Source organism: Stenotrophomonas maltophilia group sp. RY12688, assembly GCF_052149045.1.
In the GTDB taxonomy this organism is placed as follows: domain Bacteria; phylum Pseudomonadota; class Gammaproteobacteria; order Xanthomonadales; family Xanthomonadaceae; genus Stenotrophomonas; species Stenotrophomonas sepilia.
Window position 1 is genome coordinate 553,975 of sequence record NZ_CP197389.1, and the last position, 18,593, is coordinate 572,567.

Genomic DNA, 18,593 nt, shown 5'->3' on the forward strand with positions numbered 1-18,593 from the left:
TCGGATCCTGGATGAGGTCAGCGCCGTAGTTTACGGCCACGGATGTGTGGGAACCGTTTTCTGGAAACAGCGTTCCCGGGCAGTCATCGGAACGACAGGTACTTGTGGCCGAAGTAGCTGGACACCACCGGCACCGCCACACCTACCACGTGGGCGATTTCCAGGCGCAGCAGGTCCACGCCCAGCCATGGCAGCAGGTGGTAGGCCAGGACGGTGGAAACCAGCCAGGTCTGGGCCACCGCGAACAGGTTGACCAGCACGAAGTAGAACGCCGAGTGGTGCAGGGGGCGTGTGCTGCCGGAAAACACCAACCAGCGGGTCAGCACGAAGGCGGTAACCATGCCGGTGAGGTAGGCGGCGATGATCGCCGGGGTGAACGGCATCCAGTGGCTGTACAGCATGCGCGACAGGATGTTGGCCAGCGCAGCGATGCCGCCGGCCAGCAGGAACAGCAGGAACGGGCGGGACAGGGTCACGCCACCGCCTCGCGGGCCATGGCGCGTCCGAAGCCGATGCTCTCGGAGATGCCGCGGTCTTCGGGGTAGTAGTGCGAGGTATCGGCCACCCACAGTCCTTCCACCGGCAGCCGGCGCGGCGGCAGCCGGTCGAGGAAGCCCGGTTCGCAGATTGGCTGCGCGTGGCGGTAGCGGCTGACCCGCACGTCGATGAAGTCATCTGAGCCCAGCTGCGGATTGATCATGCACAGGTAGCGGCGCACCTTGTCGGCGAACACCTCGTCGCTGTCGCCATAGCGCTCGTGCTCGCCGGGCATGTAGAACGGCACGTAGACGATATGCGCATCCATTGGGCGCAGGTTGGTGTATTCGACGATGCCGGGGATGTCCATGTCCGGGTCGTTGGTGTTGACCCAGAAATTGGCCGAAACCGGCCTGCGCAGCTTGGCGATCACGCAGACCACGGCGATGTTGTTCAGTGCGCGGAACTTCGCCAGGATGGCTTCGGGCAGGTCCGGTGCCAGGCGTGGCACGAACGGCAGCGGCACCGTGGAAATGACCTTGTCGAAGGCCAGGTGCTCGCCGCCGACCTGGACACCGCGTACGCGGCCGTCCTCGATCACGATGCGTTGCACCGGGCTGGACAGCCGCACCTCGCCACCATGGCGCAGGATGTCCGCATGCAGGGCATCGAGCAGGGTGGATGAACCGCCTTCCAGATACCCGAGCTTTTCGCGCATCAGGCTGTAACGGGAGCGCCCGATGCGCCGGATCCGGCTCCAGATCCAGGCCGCGGACAGGTTGCCGGCATAGTCGTAGAACTTGTAGTCGAACAACCGGCGCCACAGCGTTTCGTAGGCTTCGGCGCCAACCCAGCGGCGGATCCAGGAGGAGGCTTCAACGTGGTCCAGCGGGCGCCAGTTGTTGCGACGCGTGCACAGGAAAGCATGCAGGCCGTAACGGATCTTCGCCATCATCCCCAGGCCCCTGAAGCGCAGCAGGGCGATCGGATTGCCCCATGGCTGCAGGCGCTTGCCGAACCAGTAGCCCATGCGGGTCTCGGTCCAGCGCATGCGTTCGCCCAGCCCCAGCTCGTCGAGCACGGTCAGGAAATCGTGATCGGAGGTGCAATGGAAATGGTAGTAGCGTTCGATCGGCATGCCGCCGAAGTCGAAGCTCGCGGTCATTCCGCCAACCCGGTCATCGGCTTCGAATACCACGGGCTGATGGCCGTCGCGGGCCAGCTGGTAGGCCACGGCAAGGCCCATCGGGCCGGCGCCGAGAACGGCGATGCGCTCGCTCATGATCAGAACTCCAGGGCGATGTCGCCGTACTCGGGGTCGTTGAAGGTGGCGTCGATGGCCTGCGCGAAGGGCGTCGGCCGTACGTTGAAGATCGAAGGCCAGTCGATGACTTCGAACTCATCATGGGCCACCAGTGCCTGCAGCTGCGCCGCGGTGAACGGTGGGTCGCGGTCGAACAGCGCCCAGGTCCTCAGCAGCAGGTGGAACAGGCGGTAGGGGATGTGCAGCAGCAGGGTGCGGGCACGCGTGCTGCGCTTGATCTGGCGGATGATGTCGATGTAATCGACCTTCTCCAGGCCGGTGATGTTGTAGCGCTGGCCAGCAATGCGCGAGCGCAGGCAGCTGGCGATGATGGTGGCGAAATCGCCGGCATACAGTGGCTGGCGCATGTAGCGTCCATCGCCAGGAATCGGAAATACCGGAACCCTGCGCATGAAGCGCGACAGCCATCCCAAGTGCTTGCGGTCGAACCAGCCGAACATCAGGGTCGGGCGCAGGATGACCGCAGGGATGCCGCGCGCGGCGACCCGTTGCTCCTGCTCACGCTTGGTGCGGGTGTAGTCGTCATCGGCCACCGAACAGACCACCGAGGAGCTGACGTGCACCGTGTAGGGCACGGCGTGACGCTCGATGGCATCGAGGATGAGGTCGGTGGCAGTGATGTTGTTGCGCACGAATGGCAGAGGATCGGTGCCGCCGATCTGCGCCTGCAGCATCACCACGGCGTCGGCACCAGCGAAATGGCGCTCCCAGGTGCCCGGCTCTGCCAGGTCGGCGTGTTCGGTCACCACATCCGGATGCAGACGCGCGAGTACCTCGAGATTGGCAGCGTGCTTGTCGATCACCACCAGTCGGCGGTAGCCCTGGCGCTTGAGGATGGCGACCAGGTTCTGGCCGACCAGGCCGGCACCACCGGGAATGATGATCTTCTGCTCCAGCTCGGAGTCCGTTGCAGTGCTCACAGCGAGATCCTGTTGAACAGGGCCTGCGGCAGCAGGCGGATCACCGTCATGATCAACCGCCAGAAGCCCGGGGCATACAGCACCGGGGTGCCGCGCCCGATGCCGGCGACGATGCGGCGCGCGACCTGGTCCGGCGTTGCCCACAATGGGCCCTTGCGCAGGTGGGCCGTCATCGGCGTGTCGACGAAGCCCGGACGAATGTCGACCACCGCCACGCCCTGCTTGGCCAGGCGTTGGCGCAGGCCACTCAGGTAGGTACTGACCGCAGCCTTGGCGGCGCCGTAGACGTAGTTGCTCTGGCGGCCGCGGTCGCCGGCCACCGAAGTGATCACCGCCAGCGTGCCGCTGCCGGCGTCGGCCAGCCGATTGGCCACAGGCCCCAGCAAGGCCAGCGTCGAGCTGCCGTTGGTGGCGAACTCGGCCATGCAGGTTTCCACCGAGGCCTCACACGCTGCCTGATCGGGCAGCGTGCCATGTGCAACCAGCACCACGTCCACCCGCCCCAGCGCCTGCCAGGCCTGCGCCAGCAGCTCGGCGTGGGCGGCCAGATCGTTGATGTCCATCGAAGAAGTGTGCGTGGCGCGTGCACCGCGCACGCGCAGGTCGTCGGCGATGGCGGCGAGCCGTTCGGAACGGCGAGCAACCAGGAACAGCGCCGCGCCGCGTGCGGCATAGCGCCGTCCGACGGCTTCGGCGATCGCGGACGTGGCGCCGATGATGAGGACGTTCTGCATGCTTACTCCGTCACCCGGCGCCAGAAGCCGGACGAGAAACGTGGATCGATGAATCGGCTGAAGTCCTGCCAGCGCGGGTACGCCTGCTGGAATGAGGCGGCGGTCATCCGCGCATCCTTGGCCGGGTACTGGGCACCGTCGGCGGCATCGACGATCTGGTCCAGGCGCCGCAGCAGGGCCCACAGTGCCTCGCCGGTATTGGGGAAGTCCAGGGCCAGGGTGGTACCCGGGCGCGGAAAGGACAACATGCCAAGGGACGGCCGCGTACCGAACTGCTTGAGCACCGCCAGGAACGACCCCTGGCCACTGCGGGCGATTTCCTGCAGCAGGGCGGGAACTCCATCCGCGGCCGCGTGCGGTGGCAGCACGCACTGGTACTGCACGAAGCCAGCCGGACCATACATCCGGTTCCACTGGCTGATGCCATCAAGCGGATAGAAAAAGGGCAACAGGTGTGAGACGTGGCGCCGGCGTTGCGCCGGCTGGCGCCAGTAATAGAGCGTATTGAACGGGCGCAGAGTGAGCCGGTTGACCAGTGATATCGGTGGTATCAGCGGCATCGACCACTGCCGCCGGGGCGTGGCTGGACGTTCGTCGGCCGGCTGCGCGGCATGGTTGGCACGGGTGAAATGCCCGCGGCCGAGGGCGTGGCCACGTGCCAGGCAGTCGATCCAGGCCACGCTGTACTCGTGGCTTTCGCTGCTGTCCTGTGACAGCGCAAAAAAATCTGCCAGGCTGGAGAAACGGATGGTCTCCACCTCCAGACAGCTGCCCGGCACGCGGCGCAGCAGCAGCTCGGCGTGGGTGATCACTCCGGTCAGGCCAAGCCCACCGAGGGTGGCTTCGAACCAGCCGTCGCCATTGCCAGGACGGCACACGTGGCGTTCGCCGTCGCTGCGCAGCAGCTCGAAGGACAGCACGTGGTGACCGAAGCTGCCGGCCAGATGATGATTCTTGCCATGCACATCATTGCCGATCGCACCGCCCACGGTGACGTGACGCGTGCCTGGGGTAACCGGAAGGAACCAGCCTTGCGGCAGAACGAGCGCGATGATCTCACCCAAGGTGACGCCAGCTTCGCACTGCAGCCGTCCGCTGGCCGGGTCAAAGGCGATGAAGCGGTCCAGACCGCGACAGTCGAGCAGGGTGGCCCCCGGATTCTGGCAGCTGTCGCCATAGCTGCGTCCGTTACCATGCGGCAACGCAGTGCCCTCGAAGGTTGGCAGCGTGGCGAGCCGATCGTGCACCCTGATCAGCGACTGTGGCGCGCGCGGATACCGCCCCCAGGAATGCGCGTCGGCCCGCATCAGATCGCCACCAGGGCAAACCCGGCGCACAGCACGGCCACCACCTGGCTGGGCCGATCCGTGGCGGCAAACACGATCGGGTCATCGTGCATGTTGCCGCGATGGGCGATCACCCAGGCGCGGCTGACCCAGTACAGCAGGACCGGGCAGATGAACCACAGCAGCTTCGGGTTGCGGTACAGCTCCACGCTATCGGGGCTGTTGATGTACAGCGCCATCACCAGCACGGCGCAATAGCCGGCGGCAGCGCCCAGCGACTGCAGCAGCGGCAGGTCTTCCACGCCGTAGCCACGGCCGTTGGCGCGGGTCTTGCCACGTGCCAGCACCGCGTGCAGTTCGGTATAGCGCTTGAGCAGAGCCAGCGAGAGGAAAATGAACATGCTGAAGGCCAGCAGCCAGAACGACAGTTCCGCACCGATGGCCACGGTTCCGCCGATGATGCGCAGGGTGTAGAGGCTGGCCAGCAGCACCACGTCGAGCATGACGATGCGCTTCAGCCGCAACGAATAGGCGACGGTCAGCACGTAGTAGCCCGCCAGCACTGCGGCGAATGCCGGGCCGCAGGCCAGTGCAACGGCCAGCCCGCACAGCGTCAGCAGCGGGCCCGCAATCAGGCCGTGCAGCAGCGGCAAGCGGCCGGCAGCAAAAGGGCGATGGCGCTTGCGCGGATGGCGGCGATCTGCATCAAGGTCGAGCAGGTCGTTGAGTACATAGACGCCGGAGGCGCACAGGCTGAAGGCCGCAAAGGCCAGCAGCGCATCGGCCACTGCCGGTGCTTCCAGGAAGCGGTGGGCGGTCAACAGCGGAACGAACACCAGCAGGTTCTTCAGCCACTGGTGCGGACGCAGTGCCTTCAACCACGCCTGCGGCCTGGACGGTGCAGGCCAGTGCCCCAGTACCTGCGTGCGTTGCGCTGCGGCGCCCGCCAGTGCGCTGCCGTTGTTGACCACCCAGGCACCTGCAGCGCGGGCCCAGACCACCAGATCGACCGTGCCATTGCCGGCGTAGTCGAAACCACGCTCGCCGAAGGCATCCACCAGGGCCTGTGCCTTGTGCGTGCCGGACAGGTTGCGCTGGCCATCGCTGGCGATCACCTGCTCGAACAGGCCCAGGTGTGCGGCGATCGGCGCGACCAGCAGCTGGTCCGAGGCGGTACACAGCACCCGCGGGCGCTGCGCCGTGTCGCGCAGCAGTTCCAGAACTTTCGGGTTGTAAGGCAGGCGGCGTGGATCGATGGTGACGCGTGCAGCGATCTGCCGCTTCAGTGCGGCCTTGCCCTGCAGCAGCCAGAACGGCAGCAGGAACAGGTACAGCGGATTGCGCGCCAACAGCACCAGCAGCGATTCATACAGGAGGTCCGTGTCCAGCAGCGTGCCATCCAGGTCCACGCACAGGGCGCGGTCGTGGGCTGCAGGAGAGGGGGCAGGAGGCGCTGGGGGCATCGTTCGCGGGCTGACGCGGCGGGATCGTCCATTGTATCCGCGTTGGGGCATGGGCCAGAAAGCGGCATCCCGGCCCCGGGCCGCTGCATCCGCGCGGTTTGCTGCGCCGCAAACCCGTCGGGTGCAGGCCTGCGGCTAGAATGCGCTTATCCATTCGCAGGTACTACAGCAATGCAGCAATCGACTTCCGGCGGAAAGCGCGGCAAGCGCTTCGCCAGTGCGGCGGAGGCCCTGCAGGGGGTGGTCGCCGATGGGCAGACCCTGGCCGTGGGCGGCTTTGGCCTGTGTGGCATTCCCGAGGCGCTGATCGCTGCGCTGCGCGACAGCGGCGTCAAGGGCCTGACCGTGATCTCCAACAATGCCGGCGTCGATGGCTTCGGCCTCGGCCAGCTGCTGGAAACGCGGCAGATCAAGAAGATGATTTCGTCCTACGTGGGCGAGAACAAGGAATTCGAGCGGCAGTTCCTGGCCGGCGAGCTGGAGCTGGAATTCAACCCGCAGGGCACCCTGGCCGAGCGCCTGCGTGCCGGCGGCGCGGGCATCCCTGCGTTCTTCACTGCCACCGGCTATGGCACGGTGGTGGCCGAGGGCAAGGAAACCCGCGCGTTCGATGGCAAGCACTACGTGATGGAGACCGCGTTGCGCGCCGACGTGGCACTGGTCAAGGCCTGGAAGGCCGACGAGGCTGGCAACCTGGTGTTCCGCAAGACCGCGCGCAACTTCAACCCTGCCTGCGCGATGGCCGGCAAGGTCTGCATCGTGGAGGTTGAAGAGGTAGTGCCGGTCGGCGCCATCGACCCGGACCAGGTGCACCTGCCGGGCATCTACGTGCACCGCATCGTGCACAACCCGCATCCCGAGAAGCGAATCGAACAGCGCACCATCCGCGCGGAGGGCAACTGACATGGCGTGGACCCGCGATGAAATGGCGGCCCGTGCCGCCCAGGAACTGACCGATGGTGCCTACGTGAACCTGGGCATCGGCCTGCCGACCCTGGTCGCCAACCACATTCCCGAAGGCGTGGACGTGTGGCTGCAGTCGGAGAACGGCCTGCTCGGCATCGGCCCGTTCCCGACCGACGCTGAAGTCGACGCCGACCTGATCAATGCCGGCAAGCAGACCGTCACCGCACGTGCGGGCGCCAGCTACTTTGGCAGCCACGACAGCTTCGCGATGATCCGTGGTGGACACGTCAATCTGGCCATCCTCGGTGCCATGCAGGTGACCGACAAGGGCGACCTGGCCAACTGGATGGTGCCCGGCAAGATGGTCAAGGGCATGGGCGGCGCGATGGATCTGGTGGCCGGCGTGCAGCGCGTGGTGGTGCTGATGGAGCACACCGCCAAGAACGGCGAGCACAAGATCCTGGCCGAATGCACGTTGCCGTTGACCGGCGTGGGCGTGGTCGACCGCATCATCACCGATCTGGCCGTGTTCGACGTGACTGACAAGGGCCTGCTGCTGGTGGAGGCCGCGCCGGGTGTCAGCGATCAAGAACTGGAGGAAAAGACCGGCGTCGCGTTCCAGCGCGGCTGAGGCTGCAAGGGCGGCCAAGCGTGCCGCCCTGTTTTTTGAGGTGCCGCCATGCTGTTCCCCCATGACCTGCCCGACGCCGACGTCCAGCACCTGCCGGGCTGGCTGGCTGCTGCCGACGCCGACCGGCTCATGGGGGCGCTGCAGGCCGACGTGCGGTGGGACGTCCACCGCATCCGCATGTTCGGCAACTGGGTGGATTCGCCGCGGCTGAGCTGCTGGATCGGCGACCCGCAGGCGCGCTACCGCTACTCCGGTGCCGAGTTCGTGCCGCATCCGTGGCCGCCTGTGTTGCAGGCCGTGCGCGAGCGCCTGCGGGCTGAAGGCTACGGCCGCTTCAACAGCGTGCTGCTGAACCGCTATCGCGGTGGCGGCGACTACATGGGCTGGCACAGCGATGACGAGCCGGAGCTGGGGCCGGCCCCGGTGATCGCGTCGCTGAGCCTGGGTGCGGCGCGCCGTTTCCTGCTGCGCCGACGCGACGATCCGGCGCGCAAGGCTGAATTCGTGCTTGGCCATGGTGACCTGCTGCTGATGGCCGGGCATACCCAGCGCTTCTACCAGCACGCGTTGCCGAAGATGACGCGGGTGCAGGGCGAGCGCATCAACCTGACGTTCCGCTGGATTGCGCCGCGTTGACGAAGAAGGGGTCAGATCCCTTTCCGGCAGGAAAGGGATCTGACCCCGCAACCACGTGCCCGGCGAATGCGGAGATCAGCGCGCAACGTTCGGCTGGTCGGCCTGGCCGCTGGTCAACGTCCAGCCCACCATGTCCTGCGCCAGCTGCTGCAGGCCGCGCTCGAAGGCTGCGGTCACCGCTGGTATGTCTGTGCTGCCGACCGGCTGCGCCTGGCGGAAGGTGCGGTCAGCCACCACGCGCTGGTCGGCGACATGGATCAGCTTGGCGTTGACCTCGATCACCACGGTCGGCGTGGCCTGGCCCTGGTAATCCGATTCGAAGCGGCGCACGTCGGTGGACAGCTTGTAGTCGGCGCGGATGCCGGCAGTGCTGCGGGCCACGCCGCGGATGCGGCCGGAATCCTCGAAGCCACGCAGCAGGGTGTCCTCGATCATGTCGGTGGCCGGCTGCGCCCAGCTGGCCCCTTTGTAGATCTCAAGCTGGGAGGGTGTCGGCCGCACATTGATGCGCGGGCTGTCGACCATGCGCGCGGCGCTGGGCTTGGCCAGCACCAGCTGCCAGCTGGCCTGCGGCCATGCCGGGTCCGCCTTGACCTGCACGGACGGCGAGTACAGCGTCACCGCGGTTTTCTCGCTGCTGCCGAGGATGGAGCAGCCGCCCAGCAGGGTGACCATCGAAGCGGCCAGCAGCAGGCGCGGAAGGGTGGTCGGGCTCATTTGGGTTCGAACTCCTTCGGTGCGTCGCGGCCCAGCAGGTAGCGCGCGGGGTTGTTCTCGAGGCGGTCGCTGACCCGGCGCAGGTCGCGGATCAGGCCGCGCAGTTCGGTCAGCGTCGGGCCCAGCTGGCCAAGGCCATCGTTGGCAAAGCTGTTGATCGCGGCTCGGTTCTCGCCAAGGATCGAATCGGCGTTGCCGGCGGCCGAATCGAGCTTGGCCAGGGTCGTGTCGAGCTTGTCGATGATGCCGGGCAGCTGCTGCACCAGGTTCCTGTCCAGGCGCTCGATGGTGCCGTTGGTGGTCTTCAGCGTGGTGTCCAGGCTGCGGGCGGCATCGCGCGCGCTGAGCAGCAGCGCCTGCGTACCCTGGTCACGGTCGGCCAGGCCACCACTGATCGTCTCCAGGTTGGCCAGCGTCGCGTTGATCGAGGCCACGTTGCGGTCGCTGAGGATCTGGTCCATGCGCTCGACGATGCGGTTGGCCACGTCGGTGATGTTCTGCAGCGCCGAGGGCGTGGTCGGGATGATCGGTGCCGGATCCTTGTTGACCGTGGTCAGTGCCGGCGACTGCGGCGTGCCGCCGCTGAGCTGGATGATCGACGGGCCGGTCAGGCTGGTGATCGCCAGCTTGGCGCGGGTATCGGTCTTGACCGGCGTGTTGGAGTTCAGGCGGATGCGCGCGACCACCTGGCGCGGGTCGTCCGGCACCAGGTTCAGTTCGGTGATCGAGCCCACCGCGATGCCGTTGTACTGCACCGGGCTGCCCACCGACAGGCCGGTCACCGCTTCGCGGAACACCACGCGGTACTCCTGCCAGGTGCGGTCGGAGGAGTACTTGGCCGCCCACAGGCCGAAGGCCAGCAGGGCCAGGCCGGTGATCAGGGTGAACGCGCCGATCAGCACGTAGTTGGCTTTGGTTTCCATGGCTCAGGCACTCTCGATCTGTTCGCCACGCGCGGCGCGCGCGCGGGGTCCGTGGAAGTATTCCTGGATCCACGGATGATCCAGTTTCTCGATGTCCGGCAGCGGCGCATTGGCCACCACCCTGCGGTCGGCCAGCACGGCGACGCGGTCGCAGATGGCGTACAGCGTGTCCAGGTCGTGGGTGATCAGGAACACGGTCAGCCCCAGCGCTTCCTGCAGCGTCTTGATCAGGCGGTCGAACGCGGCCGCGCCGATCGGGTCGAGGCCGGCGGTGGGTTCGTCCAGGAACAGCAACGGCGGATCCAGCGCCAGCGCCCGGGCCAGGCCGGCGCGCTTGCGCATGCCGCCGGACAGCTGCGAAGGCAGCTTGTTGATCGCGTCGGCGGGCAGGCCGGCCAGTTTCACTTTCAGCAGCGCCAGTTCGTAGTGCCAGCGCTCGGGCAGTTCGCGGTGGTGTTCCTTCAATGGAACCTGGACGTTCTCACCCACGGTCAGCGACGAGAACAGGGCACCGTCCTGGAACAGCACACCGGTATTGCGTTCGATGTGCAGGCGGCTCTCGGCGTCGTCGGCACGCGCATCGCGGCCGAGGACTTCGATCTGCCCAGCATCCGGCACACGCAGGCCGAGGATCGAGCGCATCAGCACCGACTTGCCGGTGCCGGAGCCGCCGACCACGCCCAGGATCTCGCCGCGGCGTACGTCCAGATCCAGGTCTTCGTGCACGGTCTGGCTGCCGAACCGGTTGACCAGACCACGCACGCGGATGGCGAGTTCGTGGCCCTGGTCGTCGCGCATGTCGATGGATTCGGGGAGGGCGGATGTGCTCATGTCACCAGTCCATGTGCATGAACCACAACGCTGCGAAGGCGTCGATGATGATCACCAGCGAGATCGTCTGCACCACGCTGGAAGTGGTGCGCTCGCCGACCGACTGCGCGGTGCCCTCGACCTTCAGGCCCTCCAGGCAGCCGATCAGGCCGATCACCAGGGCGAATACCGGCGCCTTCGACAGGCCCACCAGCAGGTGCCGCACTTCCATCGTCTCGTGCATGCGCGCGATGTACATCTGCGGCGGGATGTCGAGGTCGAACGCACCGACGGTGATGCCGCCGGCCAGGCCGGCGATCATCGCGATGAAGGTCAGCAAGGGCAGGGTGACCAGCAGGGCGAGCAAGCGTGGCAGCACCAGCAGGTCGACCGGGTCCAGGCCCAGCGTACGCATCGCATCGATCTCCTCGCGTGCCTTCATCGCACCGATCTGCGCGGTGAACGCGCTGGCGGTACGGCCGGCCAGCACGATCGCGGTCAGCAGCACGGCGAACTCGCGCAGGAAGGCGATGTTGACCAGCTCGACCACGTAGATCTCGGCGCCGAAGTCGCGCAGGATGGTCGAGCCGAGGAAGGCGATCACCGCACCCACCAGGTAGGACAACAGCGCCACCAGCGGCACCGCATCCAGCCCGACCTGCTCCATCTGATGCACGGTGGCGGTCAGCCGGAAGCGGCGGGGTTCCTTGACCAGCCGCGCCGCCTTGACCAGGTTCTCGCCGAGGAAACTGCACAGGGCCTTGATGTTGTGGCCGGTGGCGTGGACGCTGACGCCCAGCCGCTCCAGCGCGGCCAGCACGCCGAAATCGCGCTTGGCCTTGGGCCGGTCATCGGCCACTTCCTCGATGGTGCACACCAGCGCCTGGTGGTCCGGGCGGAACTGCAGCGCGTCTTCGTGGAGATCGGCGCGATGGGCCACGCGCAGCACCTGCAGCACGCCGGCCGAATCGAGCTGCTCGATGCCGGTGGCATCGATGCCGGTCAGCGCGTCGGGAACGCCGCGCAGGACTTCGGCCGCGGCCAGCGCGGTCTTCAAGGTCCAGGTGCCGGACAGGCGGATCAGGCCCGGGTCGTGGGCATCCTGTTCGAGCTGGGGAGCGAGGTTCGGGGTGACGTGGGCCATTCGGGTCGCAGCATAACCGTTCTGTATCGGGCTTCGCGTCGAACTTGGATGAATTTCTCCGGCGGGCCCCAGCGTAGGTAATACTACGGCGCATGTCCGCAGATGCTCACACGATCCCCACACCCCAGGCCACCTACGCACAGCGCGTGGCCTTTGTTTCCGAGATCGCCGGACGCCTGCACAGCTATGGCACCACGGCCCAGCGCCTGGAAACGGCGGTGGTTGCACTGGCCCGCCAGCTCGATCTGGATTGTGAACCGTGGTCGAATCCCACCGGTATCATCCTCAGCTTCAGCGATCCGGCCCAGGCGATCGGCTCCAGCGACATCACCCGCGTGATCCGCCTGGCACCGGGTGAGAACGACCTGCACAAGCTCAGCGTTGCCGACCACATCGCCGAAGAAGTGTCCAACGGGCGGATGAGCATCGCCCAGGGCCACACTGCGCTGCGCCAGCTGGACAAGGATCCGGGCCGGCGCGGCAAGCTGCGCACCATCCTGTCGTTCACCCTCGGCGCGGCGGGCGTGGCGGGCATGTGGAAGCTGCCGTGGCTGGACATCGCCACCGCCGGTGTCATCGGCCTGATGATCGGCCTGCTCGGCATGGTCACCGATCGCCGCCCGGCCACCCGCGAAGCCGCCGAGGCACTGGCCGCGCTGCTGGCCGGCATGGTCGCCACCCTGGTCGCGTCGTTCATTGGTGCGCTCAACCTCAATACGGTGATCATCGCCTCGCTGGTGGTGCTGCTGCCCGGCATGTCGCTGACCAATGCGGTCAATGAGCTGGCCAGCCAGCACTGGGTATCGGGTACCGCGCGCTTTGCCGGCGCGCTGACCACCATCATGAAGCTCAGCGTCGGCGCGATGATCGCGGTGACCCTGGCCGATGTGCTCGGCCTGGATCCGGTGATCCGGGCCGCGCGTCCGCAGGGGCCGTGGGTGGAGTGGGGCTCGCTGCTGACCGCCGCATTTGCCTTCGCGATGCTGTTCAAGGCCAATCGCCGCGATTATCCGTGGGTGATCGCCGCCTCGGTGGCCGGTTACGCGATCTCCAAGTTCGGCGGCCACGCCTGGGGCGCGCCGGCCGGCATCTTCCTGTCGGCAATGCTGCTGACCGCCGGTGGCAACCTGTTCGGTCGCCTGGTCGGGCGTCCGGGCGCGATCATCCGCCTGCCGGGCATCATCATGATGGTGCCCGGCAGCACCAGCCTGCGTGGCGTGCTGACCCTGGTCCAGCAGCAGGACGTGGGCGCCGGCCAGAGCGTGTTCCTCACCGTTCTGAACGTGGTGATGGCGCTGGTGGCGGGCCTGCTGTTCGGCAACCTGCTGATGCCGGCGCGCAAGACCCTGTAGAGCCGAGCCCACGCTCGGCTTTGCATATGGATAGCCGAGCGTGGGCGCGGCTCTACAAACAGGAAACGCCGGCTTTCGCCGGCGTTTTTTATTGCTCCCCGATCCGGCCTCAGGCCTTCTTGATCAGGAAATCTTCCGGCTTCTTGTTGCCCTTGGCGGTCAGTTCAGCCATCCAGCGCGGCTGCTTGCCACGGCCGGTCCAGGTTTCCTTGGGGTTGGCCGGGTTGCGGTACTTCGGGGCAACCTTGCCCAGCTTGCGGCCGGCGGTCTTCGACGGTGCCTTGGCGACCTTGGCCACCTTGCGCGCGCGCGGTGCCGGGGCGTCGCCGAACAGTTCCTCGATGGTGTAGCCCTCGGTCTTGGCCAGCTTGGTCAGCTGGGCGCGCACCTTGGTGATCGGCCGGCGCTTGGCGACGATGGTCTGCTGCTTCTTGGCGGTACGGATCAGGGCGCCCAGCTCGCGTGCTGACAGGCCGGTCAGGTCAATGCTCATTTACGGTTACTCCGGAAACTAATGTGTGGACGGGACAAGCCAGTCCATGGCGTCGGCGGACAGAATAGAGATGAATTAATCACAGCACAAATGCAGGCGGGTCATGGCGTGGCGGCATGCAGACGCTATCGCGGTGATTTTGACCGGATTATGTCCGCTGCAATATAGGGAAAGGCCGCGCGCCCCCCAAAAAAAAGACCGGGGCAGGCCCCGGTCTTTCCACGTCAGCCCTGCAGTCGCTGCAGCAGGGTGGCCTTGTCCAGGCTCTCCGCCTCGCTGGCGCGGCGCGCGCGGTACTCGTAGGTGCCGGCGGCCAGGCCACGTTCGCTGACCACCACGCGGTGCGGGATGCCGATCAGTTCCATGTCGGCGAACATCGCGCCCGGGCGCAGGCCGCGATCGTCGAGCGCGGCGTCCAGGCCGGCGTCGCGCAGCTCCTGCAGCAGATTGGCTGCAGCGTCGGCCACAACGGCATCGCCCTTCGGGTTGATCACGCACACCACGACCTGCCACGGCGCCATCGCGTCCGGCCAGATGATGCCGGCATCGTCATGGTTCTGTTCGATCGCGGCAGCCACCACGCGCGAGATACCGATACCGTAGCAGCCCATCGCCATCACCGCCGCCTTGCCGTTTTCATCCAGCACGGTGGCATCCAGCGCTTCGGCGTACTTGCGGCCGAGCTGGAACACGTGGCCGACTTCGATGCCACGGGCGATCTTCAGTTCACCGCCGTCCACGGCACGATCGCCGGCACGCACGTTGCGGATGTCGGCCACTTCCGGTTCCGGCAGGTCGCGGCCCCAGTTGACGCCGGCCAGGTGGAAACCGGCCTCGTTGGCGCCGACGACGAAGTCGGCCATTGCCGCCACTTCGCGATCGGCGACCACGCGGATGGCCTTGGCCGGCGCGACCGGGCCGAGGAAGCCTGGCACGCTGCCCAGGTGCTCGGCGATTTCCGCCTCGCTGGCGAAGCGTTGCTCGTCCAGCCCGGCCACCTTGGCCAGCTTGATTTCATTGACCTCATGGTCGCCACGCACCAGCACCAGCACGAACTGCTGTGCCTCGCCTTCGCCGGCGATCAGTGCCACCGACTTCACCGTGCGCTGCAGGTCGATGCCGAGCAGGGCCGCGACGTCCTCGCAGGTCTTCTGGGTGGGGGTATCCACCTTGCGCATTGTTTCGGTGGCGGCCGCACGCGGTGCCGGATCGGCGGCGATCGCCGCCTCCATGTTCGCCGCGTAGTCCGAACCGGTGGAGAACACCAGCGCGTCTTCGCCGGAATCGGCGATCACGTGGAATTCCTGCGAGGCATCGCCGCCGATCGCGCCGGAGTCTGCCTGCACCATGCGGAAATCCAGGCCGAGGCGGGTGAAGATGCGGCTGTAGGCCGACTTCATGTTCTCGTACTCGCGCACCAGGCACTCATCGTGCAGGTGGAACGAATAGGCGTCCTTCATCAGGAATTCGCGCGCGCGCATCACGCCGAAGCGCGGGCGGATCTCGTCGCGGAACTTGGTCTGAATCTGGTAGAAGTTCACCGGCAGCTGCTTGTAGCTGGACAGCTCGCTGCGCGCGAAGTCGCAGGCGGCTTCTTCGGCGGTCGGGCTGTAGCAGAACACCTGGTCCTTGCGGTCCTTGATCTTCAGCAGCTGCGGGCCGAACTTCTGCCAGCGGCCGGTCTGCTCCCACAGTTCCTTCGGCTGGATGGTCGGGATCTGGAATTCCACCGCGCCGGCCCGGTCCATTTCCTCGCGAACAATGCGCTCGACCTTGCGCAGCACGCGCAGGCCCAGCGGCGACCAGGTGTACAGGCCCGATGCCAGCTTGCGGATCATGCCCGCGCGCAGCATCAGCCGGTGGCTGGTCAGCTCGGCGTCGCTGGGGGTTTCCTTGGTGGTGTGCAGGTGGAACTGGGAGAGGCGCATCGTCGGCTTCGGATAACGGCAGAGACGTCTATTCTGCCAGCCCGGCCGGGGGGAGGGGTATCGGCAGGGCTGCGCCCTGCACCCGCCGTAGTGCCGGCCGCTGGCCGGCAACCTCAGAAGCAACAGCCGAAGCAACAGCGGGTTTCCCGTGGGATGGCGGGGTGGGTCCGGTTGCGGGAGACGCCGTAAACCCATCCATGGGGGCTTGGCCGCGGCATCCATGCCGCGGACACTCCCGCAAGCGGACCCACCCCGCCTTCGACAGTTTCCTGCGAGCTGTCGGAATGGCTCCCGGGGTCAGATCCGTTTTCCGCAGGAAAACGGATCTGACCCCGGATTCAATTCGAGATCCGACAGATTTTATCCACGCATGGCGTGGATCTACTGGCCACCGGAAATCTGTCGGGGGTGGGCGGTGTCGGATTGCGGCGTCCCCGCAATCCGACACCGCCCCGGCATTCCACGGAATGCCCGCTTTTGACGTTGCCGTTGCTTGCAGCCTCGGCAGGTGCAGGGCGCAGCCCTGCCGATACCCTTAACCGGCCGGTGGGCAGTACGCCTTGATGGCGGCCTGCGCCAGCCCCTTCTGCGCGGTGTGCTGCTCCGGGGTCAACGGGGTATCGGCCTTGCCATCACCATCGGTGTCCTGCATCACCTGGCCACCGCCGTCCAGCAGGGCCAGGTTGGCCCGGGCCGTGCTGCACTGCTCGGGAACCGGCGCGGCCGGGGTCTCGGTGCTGGCCGCGGCCTGCGGGGTGCGGGCCTGCTCGCGGGTCTCGTACTTCTTGCCCGCCGGTGGGGTCTCCGAGTACTGGGTCACGCCATGGGCGTCCTTCCATTTGTAGACGGGACCGGCCACGGCGTTGGCACTGGCCAACAGCAGCAGGCATCCAAGGCAGGACAGGGCACGCATGGCAAACTCCACGGAATGGGCGTAGAACGCCGATTGCAGCATTGGCGCCGAGCACTGGCAAGTCGATTAAACTGGATTCCATGGACCCGATCACACCGCCGCCGCGCTCGCGCACGATTTACCTGCTGCCCAACCTGTTCACCACCGCCGGCCTGTTCGCCGGTTTCTACGCGATCATCGCCGCGGCCAACGGGGATTTCGTCAATGCCAGCATCGCCGTGTTCGTGGCGGCGGTGATGGATGGCCTGGACGGGCGCGTGGCGCGCCTGACCGGTACCAGCAGCGAATTCGGCGTGCAGTACGACTCGCTGGCCGACCTGGTCAGCTTCGGCATGGCCCCGGCGCTGGTGATGTACCACTGGTCGCTGTCGTGGCTGAAGTTCGATGATCCGCTGCTCGGCCGCGTCGGCTGGGCCGTGGCCTTCCTGTATGCGGCCTGCGCGGCACTGCGCCTGGCCCGCTTCAACACGCAGGTGGCGGTGGTCGACAAGCGCTGGTTCGTTGGCCTGGCCAGCCCGGCCGCAGCGGGCCTGATGATGTCCTTCGTCTGGGCGTTCGCCGACGGCAACCTGGGCTGGGATGGCAACCAGCTGCGCTACGTGGCGCTGGCAGTGACGATCATCGCTGCGCTGCTGATGGTCAGCCGTATCCGTTTCTGGAGCTTCAAGGGCGGCGCGGCCAAGGGCACCCGTTCGGATCGCGTGCCGTTCCTGGTGCTGGCGCTGGTGCCGGTCGCCATTGCCATCGCGGTGATCGACCTGCCGCGCGTGCTGTTCGCGGTCGGGATCCTGTACGCCCTGTCCGGCCCGGTGATGTGGGCCGTGCAGCGCCTGCGCAAGAAGCCCGAGGCCGCGTGAGCCAGGACCTGCCCGTGCTGTGGTCGCCGGCCCAGCAGGCCTGGCTGCAGGCCATGGGCTATACCGTCTATCACGACGGCCAGCTGGCCGCCGAGCTGGATGCCGCATTGCAGTTGAGCGTGGCCGAAGCCGAGGCCAGTGTTGCCCCGCCGGAACCGGAGCCGGTGCGGGCCGCTGTGCCGCCGCGCGACGCCCGCGCCGCGACGGCGACCGCAGTACGCGCGGAACGCCCGGCTCCGCCGCGCCGCGAAACGCCGGTCAGTGCCCCGGATACCGTGCCGGCGGCTGAGCGCCCGCTGCCCAGCGGCAACGCACGACAGCCGGTGGTACGCCTGCCCGATCGCCTGCAGATCGCGCTGCTGCGCGCGTCCGGCTGCAACCCGAACGACCCGGCGACGCAGGTGCTGATGGACAGCTGGCCGCTGGACCAGCTGCGCCGTGACCCGGCCGCCAAGCGTGCGCTGTGGCCGCAGCTGCGTGCCCTGCGCAAGCGGGGTGCGCGGTGAGCGCGGTGACCCGGCCCGGCCCGGTCAGCCTGCGTGCGCTGCGCGAGAGCGACCTCAATGCCGTGATGGCGATCGAGCTGCGGGGCTATCCTTTTCCCTGGACCCGCGGCATTTTCATCGACTGCCTGCGCGCCGGCTATCCCGGCCTGGCGATGGAGCGCGATGGCCTGCTGGTCGGCTATGGCGTGCTCAGCATCGCCGCGGATGAAGCGCACGTGCTCAACATCTGCATCGACCCGCTGGCACAGTCGCGCGGGCTGGGCCGCCAGCTGCTGCGCGCGATGGTGCAACTGGCCGCCGACCGTGGTGCCCAGCGCGTCTTCCTGGAGGTGCGTCCGTCCAACACGCCGGCGCTGGCGCTGTACCACAGCGAAGGCTTCAACGAGATCGGTCGCCGCCCGCGTTACTATCCGGCCGCACAGGGCCGCGAGGACGCGGTGGTGATGGCGATCGAGCTGGTCGACGGCGACCTGCAGGTGATGCCGCCGCTTTAACGCAGACGGGTTGCCGGCCAGCGGCCGGCACTACCGGTTGCCGCCAACCTTGGTTGGCAGCAATGCGCCGACCAAGGTC

The 18,593-nt window shown here is 67.1% G+C and carries 20 protein-coding genes; 7 read left to right on the forward strand and 13 right to left on the reverse strand.

All coding sequences use genetic code 11. From position 1 onward, the window contains the following. Positions 1-83: 83 nt before the first annotated feature. The 6 genes from ACS0OT_RS02535 to ACS0OT_RS02560 are packed head-to-tail and all read right to left on the reverse strand — an operon-like array spanning position 84 to position 6,150. The gene (locus ACS0OT_RS02535; RefSeq protein ID WP_139726710.1) at positions 84-476 is read right to left on the reverse strand and encodes a GtrA family protein; all 393 of its coding nucleotides are present in this window, start codon (positions 474-476) and stop codon (positions 84-86) included. Then, complete coding sequence (locus ACS0OT_RS02540; RefSeq protein WP_139726711.1) at positions 473-1,759, reverse strand: NAD(P)/FAD-dependent oxidoreductase; 1,287 nt, start codon at positions 1,757-1,759, stop codon at positions 473-475. Before ACS0OT_RS02540 ends, ACS0OT_RS02535 begins: the two co-directional genes overlap by 4 nt. A gap of 2 nt (positions 1,760-1,761) precedes the next feature. Next, positions 1,762-2,721 carry an NAD-dependent epimerase/dehydratase family protein gene (locus ACS0OT_RS02545; protein ID WP_204324509.1) on the reverse strand — a complete coding sequence of 320 codons (960 nt, stop codon included), beginning with the start codon at positions 2,719-2,721 and terminating at the stop codon, positions 1,762-1,764. Next, positions 2,718-3,455 (reverse strand): SDR family oxidoreductase, encoded by a 738-nt coding sequence (locus tag ACS0OT_RS02550; RefSeq protein ID WP_053505585.1) that lies wholly within the window; start codon positions 3,453-3,455, stop codon positions 2,718-2,720. The genes ACS0OT_RS02545 and ACS0OT_RS02550 overlap by 4 nt, the downstream gene beginning before the upstream one ends. A 2-nt stretch (positions 3,456-3,457) precedes the next feature. Further along, the gene (locus tag ACS0OT_RS02555) at positions 3,458-4,762 is read right to left on the reverse strand and encodes an FAD-binding oxidoreductase (protein ID WP_262089948.1); all 1,305 of its coding nucleotides are present in this window, start codon (positions 4,760-4,762) and stop codon (positions 3,458-3,460) included. Then, positions 4,762-6,150, reverse strand: a complete 1,389-nt coding sequence (locus ACS0OT_RS02560) for a UbiA family prenyltransferase (RefSeq protein WP_065179131.1) — start codon at positions 6,148-6,150, stop codon at positions 4,762-4,764. Before ACS0OT_RS02560 ends, ACS0OT_RS02555 begins: the two co-directional genes overlap by 1 nt. Before the next feature lie 225 nt (positions 6,151-6,375). On the opposite strand from ACS0OT_RS02560, the gene ACS0OT_RS02565 reads away from it, so the two are divergent. The 3 genes from ACS0OT_RS02565 to ACS0OT_RS02575 are packed head-to-tail and all read left to right on the forward strand — an operon-like array spanning position 6,376 to position 8,377. Then, positions 6,376-7,107 carry a CoA transferase subunit A gene (locus tag ACS0OT_RS02565; protein ID WP_065179132.1) on the forward strand — a complete coding sequence of 244 codons (732 nt, stop codon included), beginning with the start codon at positions 6,376-6,378 and terminating at the stop codon, positions 7,105-7,107. A 1-nt stretch (position 7,108) separates the two neighbouring features. Beyond that, complete coding sequence (locus ACS0OT_RS02570; RefSeq protein WP_065186253.1) at positions 7,109-7,741, forward strand: CoA transferase subunit B; 633 nt, start codon at positions 7,109-7,111, stop codon at positions 7,739-7,741. 48 nt (positions 7,742-7,789) lie between these two features. After that, a complete protein-coding gene (locus ACS0OT_RS02575) occupies positions 7,790-8,377 on the forward strand; it encodes an alpha-ketoglutarate-dependent dioxygenase AlkB family protein (RefSeq protein WP_262089946.1) in 588 nt (195 codons plus the stop codon). A gap of 75 nt (positions 8,378-8,452) precedes the next feature. Here the strand turns inward: ACS0OT_RS02575 and ACS0OT_RS02580 are convergent, their stop codons facing one another. Genes ACS0OT_RS02580 through ACS0OT_RS02595 form a run of 4 tightly spaced genes read right to left on the reverse strand, consistent with a single transcriptional unit; the run spans position 8,453 to position 11,971 of the window. Beyond that, entirely contained in the window at positions 8,453-9,094 is a 642-nt protein-coding gene (locus ACS0OT_RS02580; RefSeq protein WP_065196227.1) for an ABC-type transport auxiliary lipoprotein family protein, read from the reverse strand. After that, positions 9,091-10,017 (reverse strand): MlaD family protein, encoded by a 927-nt coding sequence (locus tag ACS0OT_RS02585; RefSeq protein WP_005415199.1) that lies wholly within the window; start codon positions 10,015-10,017, stop codon positions 9,091-9,093. Before ACS0OT_RS02585 ends, ACS0OT_RS02580 begins: the two co-directional genes overlap by 4 nt. 3 nt (positions 10,018-10,020) lie before the next feature. After that, on the reverse strand, positions 10,021-10,848 hold the full coding sequence (locus ACS0OT_RS02590; protein WP_061480218.1) for an ABC transporter ATP-binding protein: 828 nt from the start codon (positions 10,846-10,848) through the stop codon (positions 10,021-10,023). Position 10,849: 1 nt separating this feature from the next. After that, positions 10,850-11,971, reverse strand: a complete 1,122-nt coding sequence (locus ACS0OT_RS02595; protein ID WP_065179137.1) for an MlaE family ABC transporter permease — start codon at positions 11,969-11,971, stop codon at positions 10,850-10,852. Positions 11,972-12,063: 92 nt separating this feature from the next. Here ACS0OT_RS02595 and ACS0OT_RS02600 point away from each other — a divergent pair, with 92 nt between their 5' ends. Then, on the forward strand, positions 12,064-13,323 hold the full coding sequence (locus ACS0OT_RS02600; protein ID WP_046428410.1) for a threonine/serine ThrE exporter family protein: 1,260 nt from the start codon (positions 12,064-12,066) through the stop codon (positions 13,321-13,323). Positions 13,324-13,432: 109 nt separating this feature from the next. Here ACS0OT_RS02600 and ACS0OT_RS02605 read toward each other — a convergent pair whose 3' ends face one another. The 3 genes from ACS0OT_RS02605 to ACS0OT_RS02615 all read right to left on the reverse strand — a co-directional run bounded on the left by ACS0OT_RS02605 (position 13,433) and on the right by ACS0OT_RS02615 (position 16,657). Further along, positions 13,433-13,816 carry an H-NS histone family protein gene (locus tag ACS0OT_RS02605; protein ID WP_005415203.1) on the reverse strand — a complete coding sequence of 128 codons (384 nt, stop codon included), beginning with the start codon at positions 13,814-13,816 and terminating at the stop codon, positions 13,433-13,435. Between the two features lie 224 nt (positions 13,817-14,040). Next, positions 14,041-15,744, reverse strand: coding sequence for a proline--tRNA ligase (locus ACS0OT_RS02610; RefSeq protein WP_065186252.1), 1,704 nt, complete (start codon positions 15,742-15,744; stop codon positions 14,041-14,043). 535 nt (positions 15,745-16,279) lie between these two features. Then, positions 16,280-16,657 carry a DUF4124 domain-containing protein gene (locus ACS0OT_RS02615; RefSeq protein WP_065196267.1) on the reverse strand — a complete coding sequence of 126 codons (378 nt, stop codon included), beginning with the start codon at positions 16,655-16,657 and terminating at the stop codon, positions 16,280-16,282. Positions 16,658-16,737: 80 nt separating this feature from the next. Here ACS0OT_RS02615 and pssA point away from each other — a divergent pair, with 80 nt between their 5' ends. The 3 genes from pssA to rimI are packed head-to-tail and all read left to right on the forward strand — an operon-like array spanning position 16,738 to position 18,514. After that, entirely contained in the window at positions 16,738-17,514 is a 777-nt protein-coding gene (gene pssA, locus ACS0OT_RS02620; RefSeq protein ID WP_005415206.1) for a CDP-diacylglycerol--serine O-phosphatidyltransferase, read from the forward strand. Then, positions 17,511-18,020: a hypothetical protein gene (locus ACS0OT_RS02625; protein ID WP_005415207.1), complete on the forward strand. Its 510-nt coding sequence runs from the start codon at positions 17,511-17,513 to the stop codon at positions 18,018-18,020. The genes pssA and ACS0OT_RS02625 overlap by 4 nt, the downstream gene beginning before the upstream one ends. Continuing rightward, positions 18,017-18,514, forward strand: a complete 498-nt coding sequence (rimI, locus tag ACS0OT_RS02630; RefSeq protein WP_005415208.1) for a ribosomal protein S18-alanine N-acetyltransferase — start codon at positions 18,017-18,019, stop codon at positions 18,512-18,514. Before ACS0OT_RS02625 ends, rimI begins: the two co-directional genes overlap by 4 nt. The last annotated feature ends 79 nt before the right edge of the window (positions 18,515-18,593 follow it).

What these genes read in the sequence shown, in the direction of transcription:
- ACS0OT_RS02595 (WP_065179137.1), bottom strand. Translation starts at nt 11,971, where the DNA reads ATGGCCCACGTCACCCCGAACCTCGCTCCCCAGCTCGAACAGGATGCC.
- pssA (WP_005415206.1), top strand. Translation starts at nt 16,738, where the DNA reads ATGGACCCGATCACACCGCCGCCGCGCTCGCGCACGATTTACCTGCTG.
- ACS0OT_RS02615 (WP_065196267.1), bottom strand. Translation starts at nt 16,657, where the DNA reads ATGCGTGCCCTGTCCTGCCTTGGATGCCTGCTGCTGTTGGCCAGTGCC.
- ACS0OT_RS02565 (WP_065179132.1), top strand. Translation starts at nt 6,376, where the DNA reads ATGCAGCAATCGACTTCCGGCGGAAAGCGCGGCAAGCGCTTCGCCAGT.
- ACS0OT_RS02590 (WP_061480218.1), bottom strand. Translation starts at nt 10,848, where the DNA reads ATGAGCACATCCGCCCTCCCCGAATCCATCGACATGCGCGACGACCAG.
- ACS0OT_RS02575 (WP_262089946.1), top strand. Translation starts at nt 7,790, where the DNA reads ATGCTGTTCCCCCATGACCTGCCCGACGCCGACGTCCAGCACCTGCCG.
- ACS0OT_RS02570 (WP_065186253.1), top strand. Translation starts at nt 7,109, where the DNA reads ATGGCGTGGACCCGCGATGAAATGGCGGCCCGTGCCGCCCAGGAACTG.
- ACS0OT_RS02580 (WP_065196227.1), bottom strand. Translation starts at nt 9,094, where the DNA reads ATGAGCCCGACCACCCTTCCGCGCCTGCTGCTGGCCGCTTCGATGGTC.
- ACS0OT_RS02610 (WP_065186252.1), bottom strand. Translation starts at nt 15,744, where the DNA reads ATGCGCCTCTCCCAGTTCCACCTGCACACCACCAAGGAAACCCCCAGC.
- ACS0OT_RS02605 (WP_005415203.1), bottom strand. Translation starts at nt 13,816, where the DNA reads ATGAGCATTGACCTGACCGGCCTGTCAGCACGCGAGCTGGGCGCCCTG.
- ACS0OT_RS02540 (WP_139726711.1), bottom strand. Translation starts at nt 1,759, where the DNA reads ATGAGCGAGCGCATCGCCGTTCTCGGCGCCGGCCCGATGGGCCTTGCC.
- ACS0OT_RS02585 (WP_005415199.1), bottom strand. Translation starts at nt 10,017, where the DNA reads ATGGAAACCAAAGCCAACTACGTGCTGATCGGCGCGTTCACCCTGATC.
- ACS0OT_RS02550 (WP_053505585.1), bottom strand. Translation starts at nt 3,455, where the DNA reads ATGCAGAACGTCCTCATCATCGGCGCCACGTCCGCGATCGCCGAAGCC.
- ACS0OT_RS02555 (WP_262089948.1), bottom strand. Translation starts at nt 4,762, where the DNA reads ATGCGGGCCGACGCGCATTCCTGGGGGCGGTATCCGCGCGCGCCACAG.
- ACS0OT_RS02600 (WP_046428410.1), top strand. Translation starts at nt 12,064, where the DNA reads ATGTCCGCAGATGCTCACACGATCCCCACACCCCAGGCCACCTACGCA.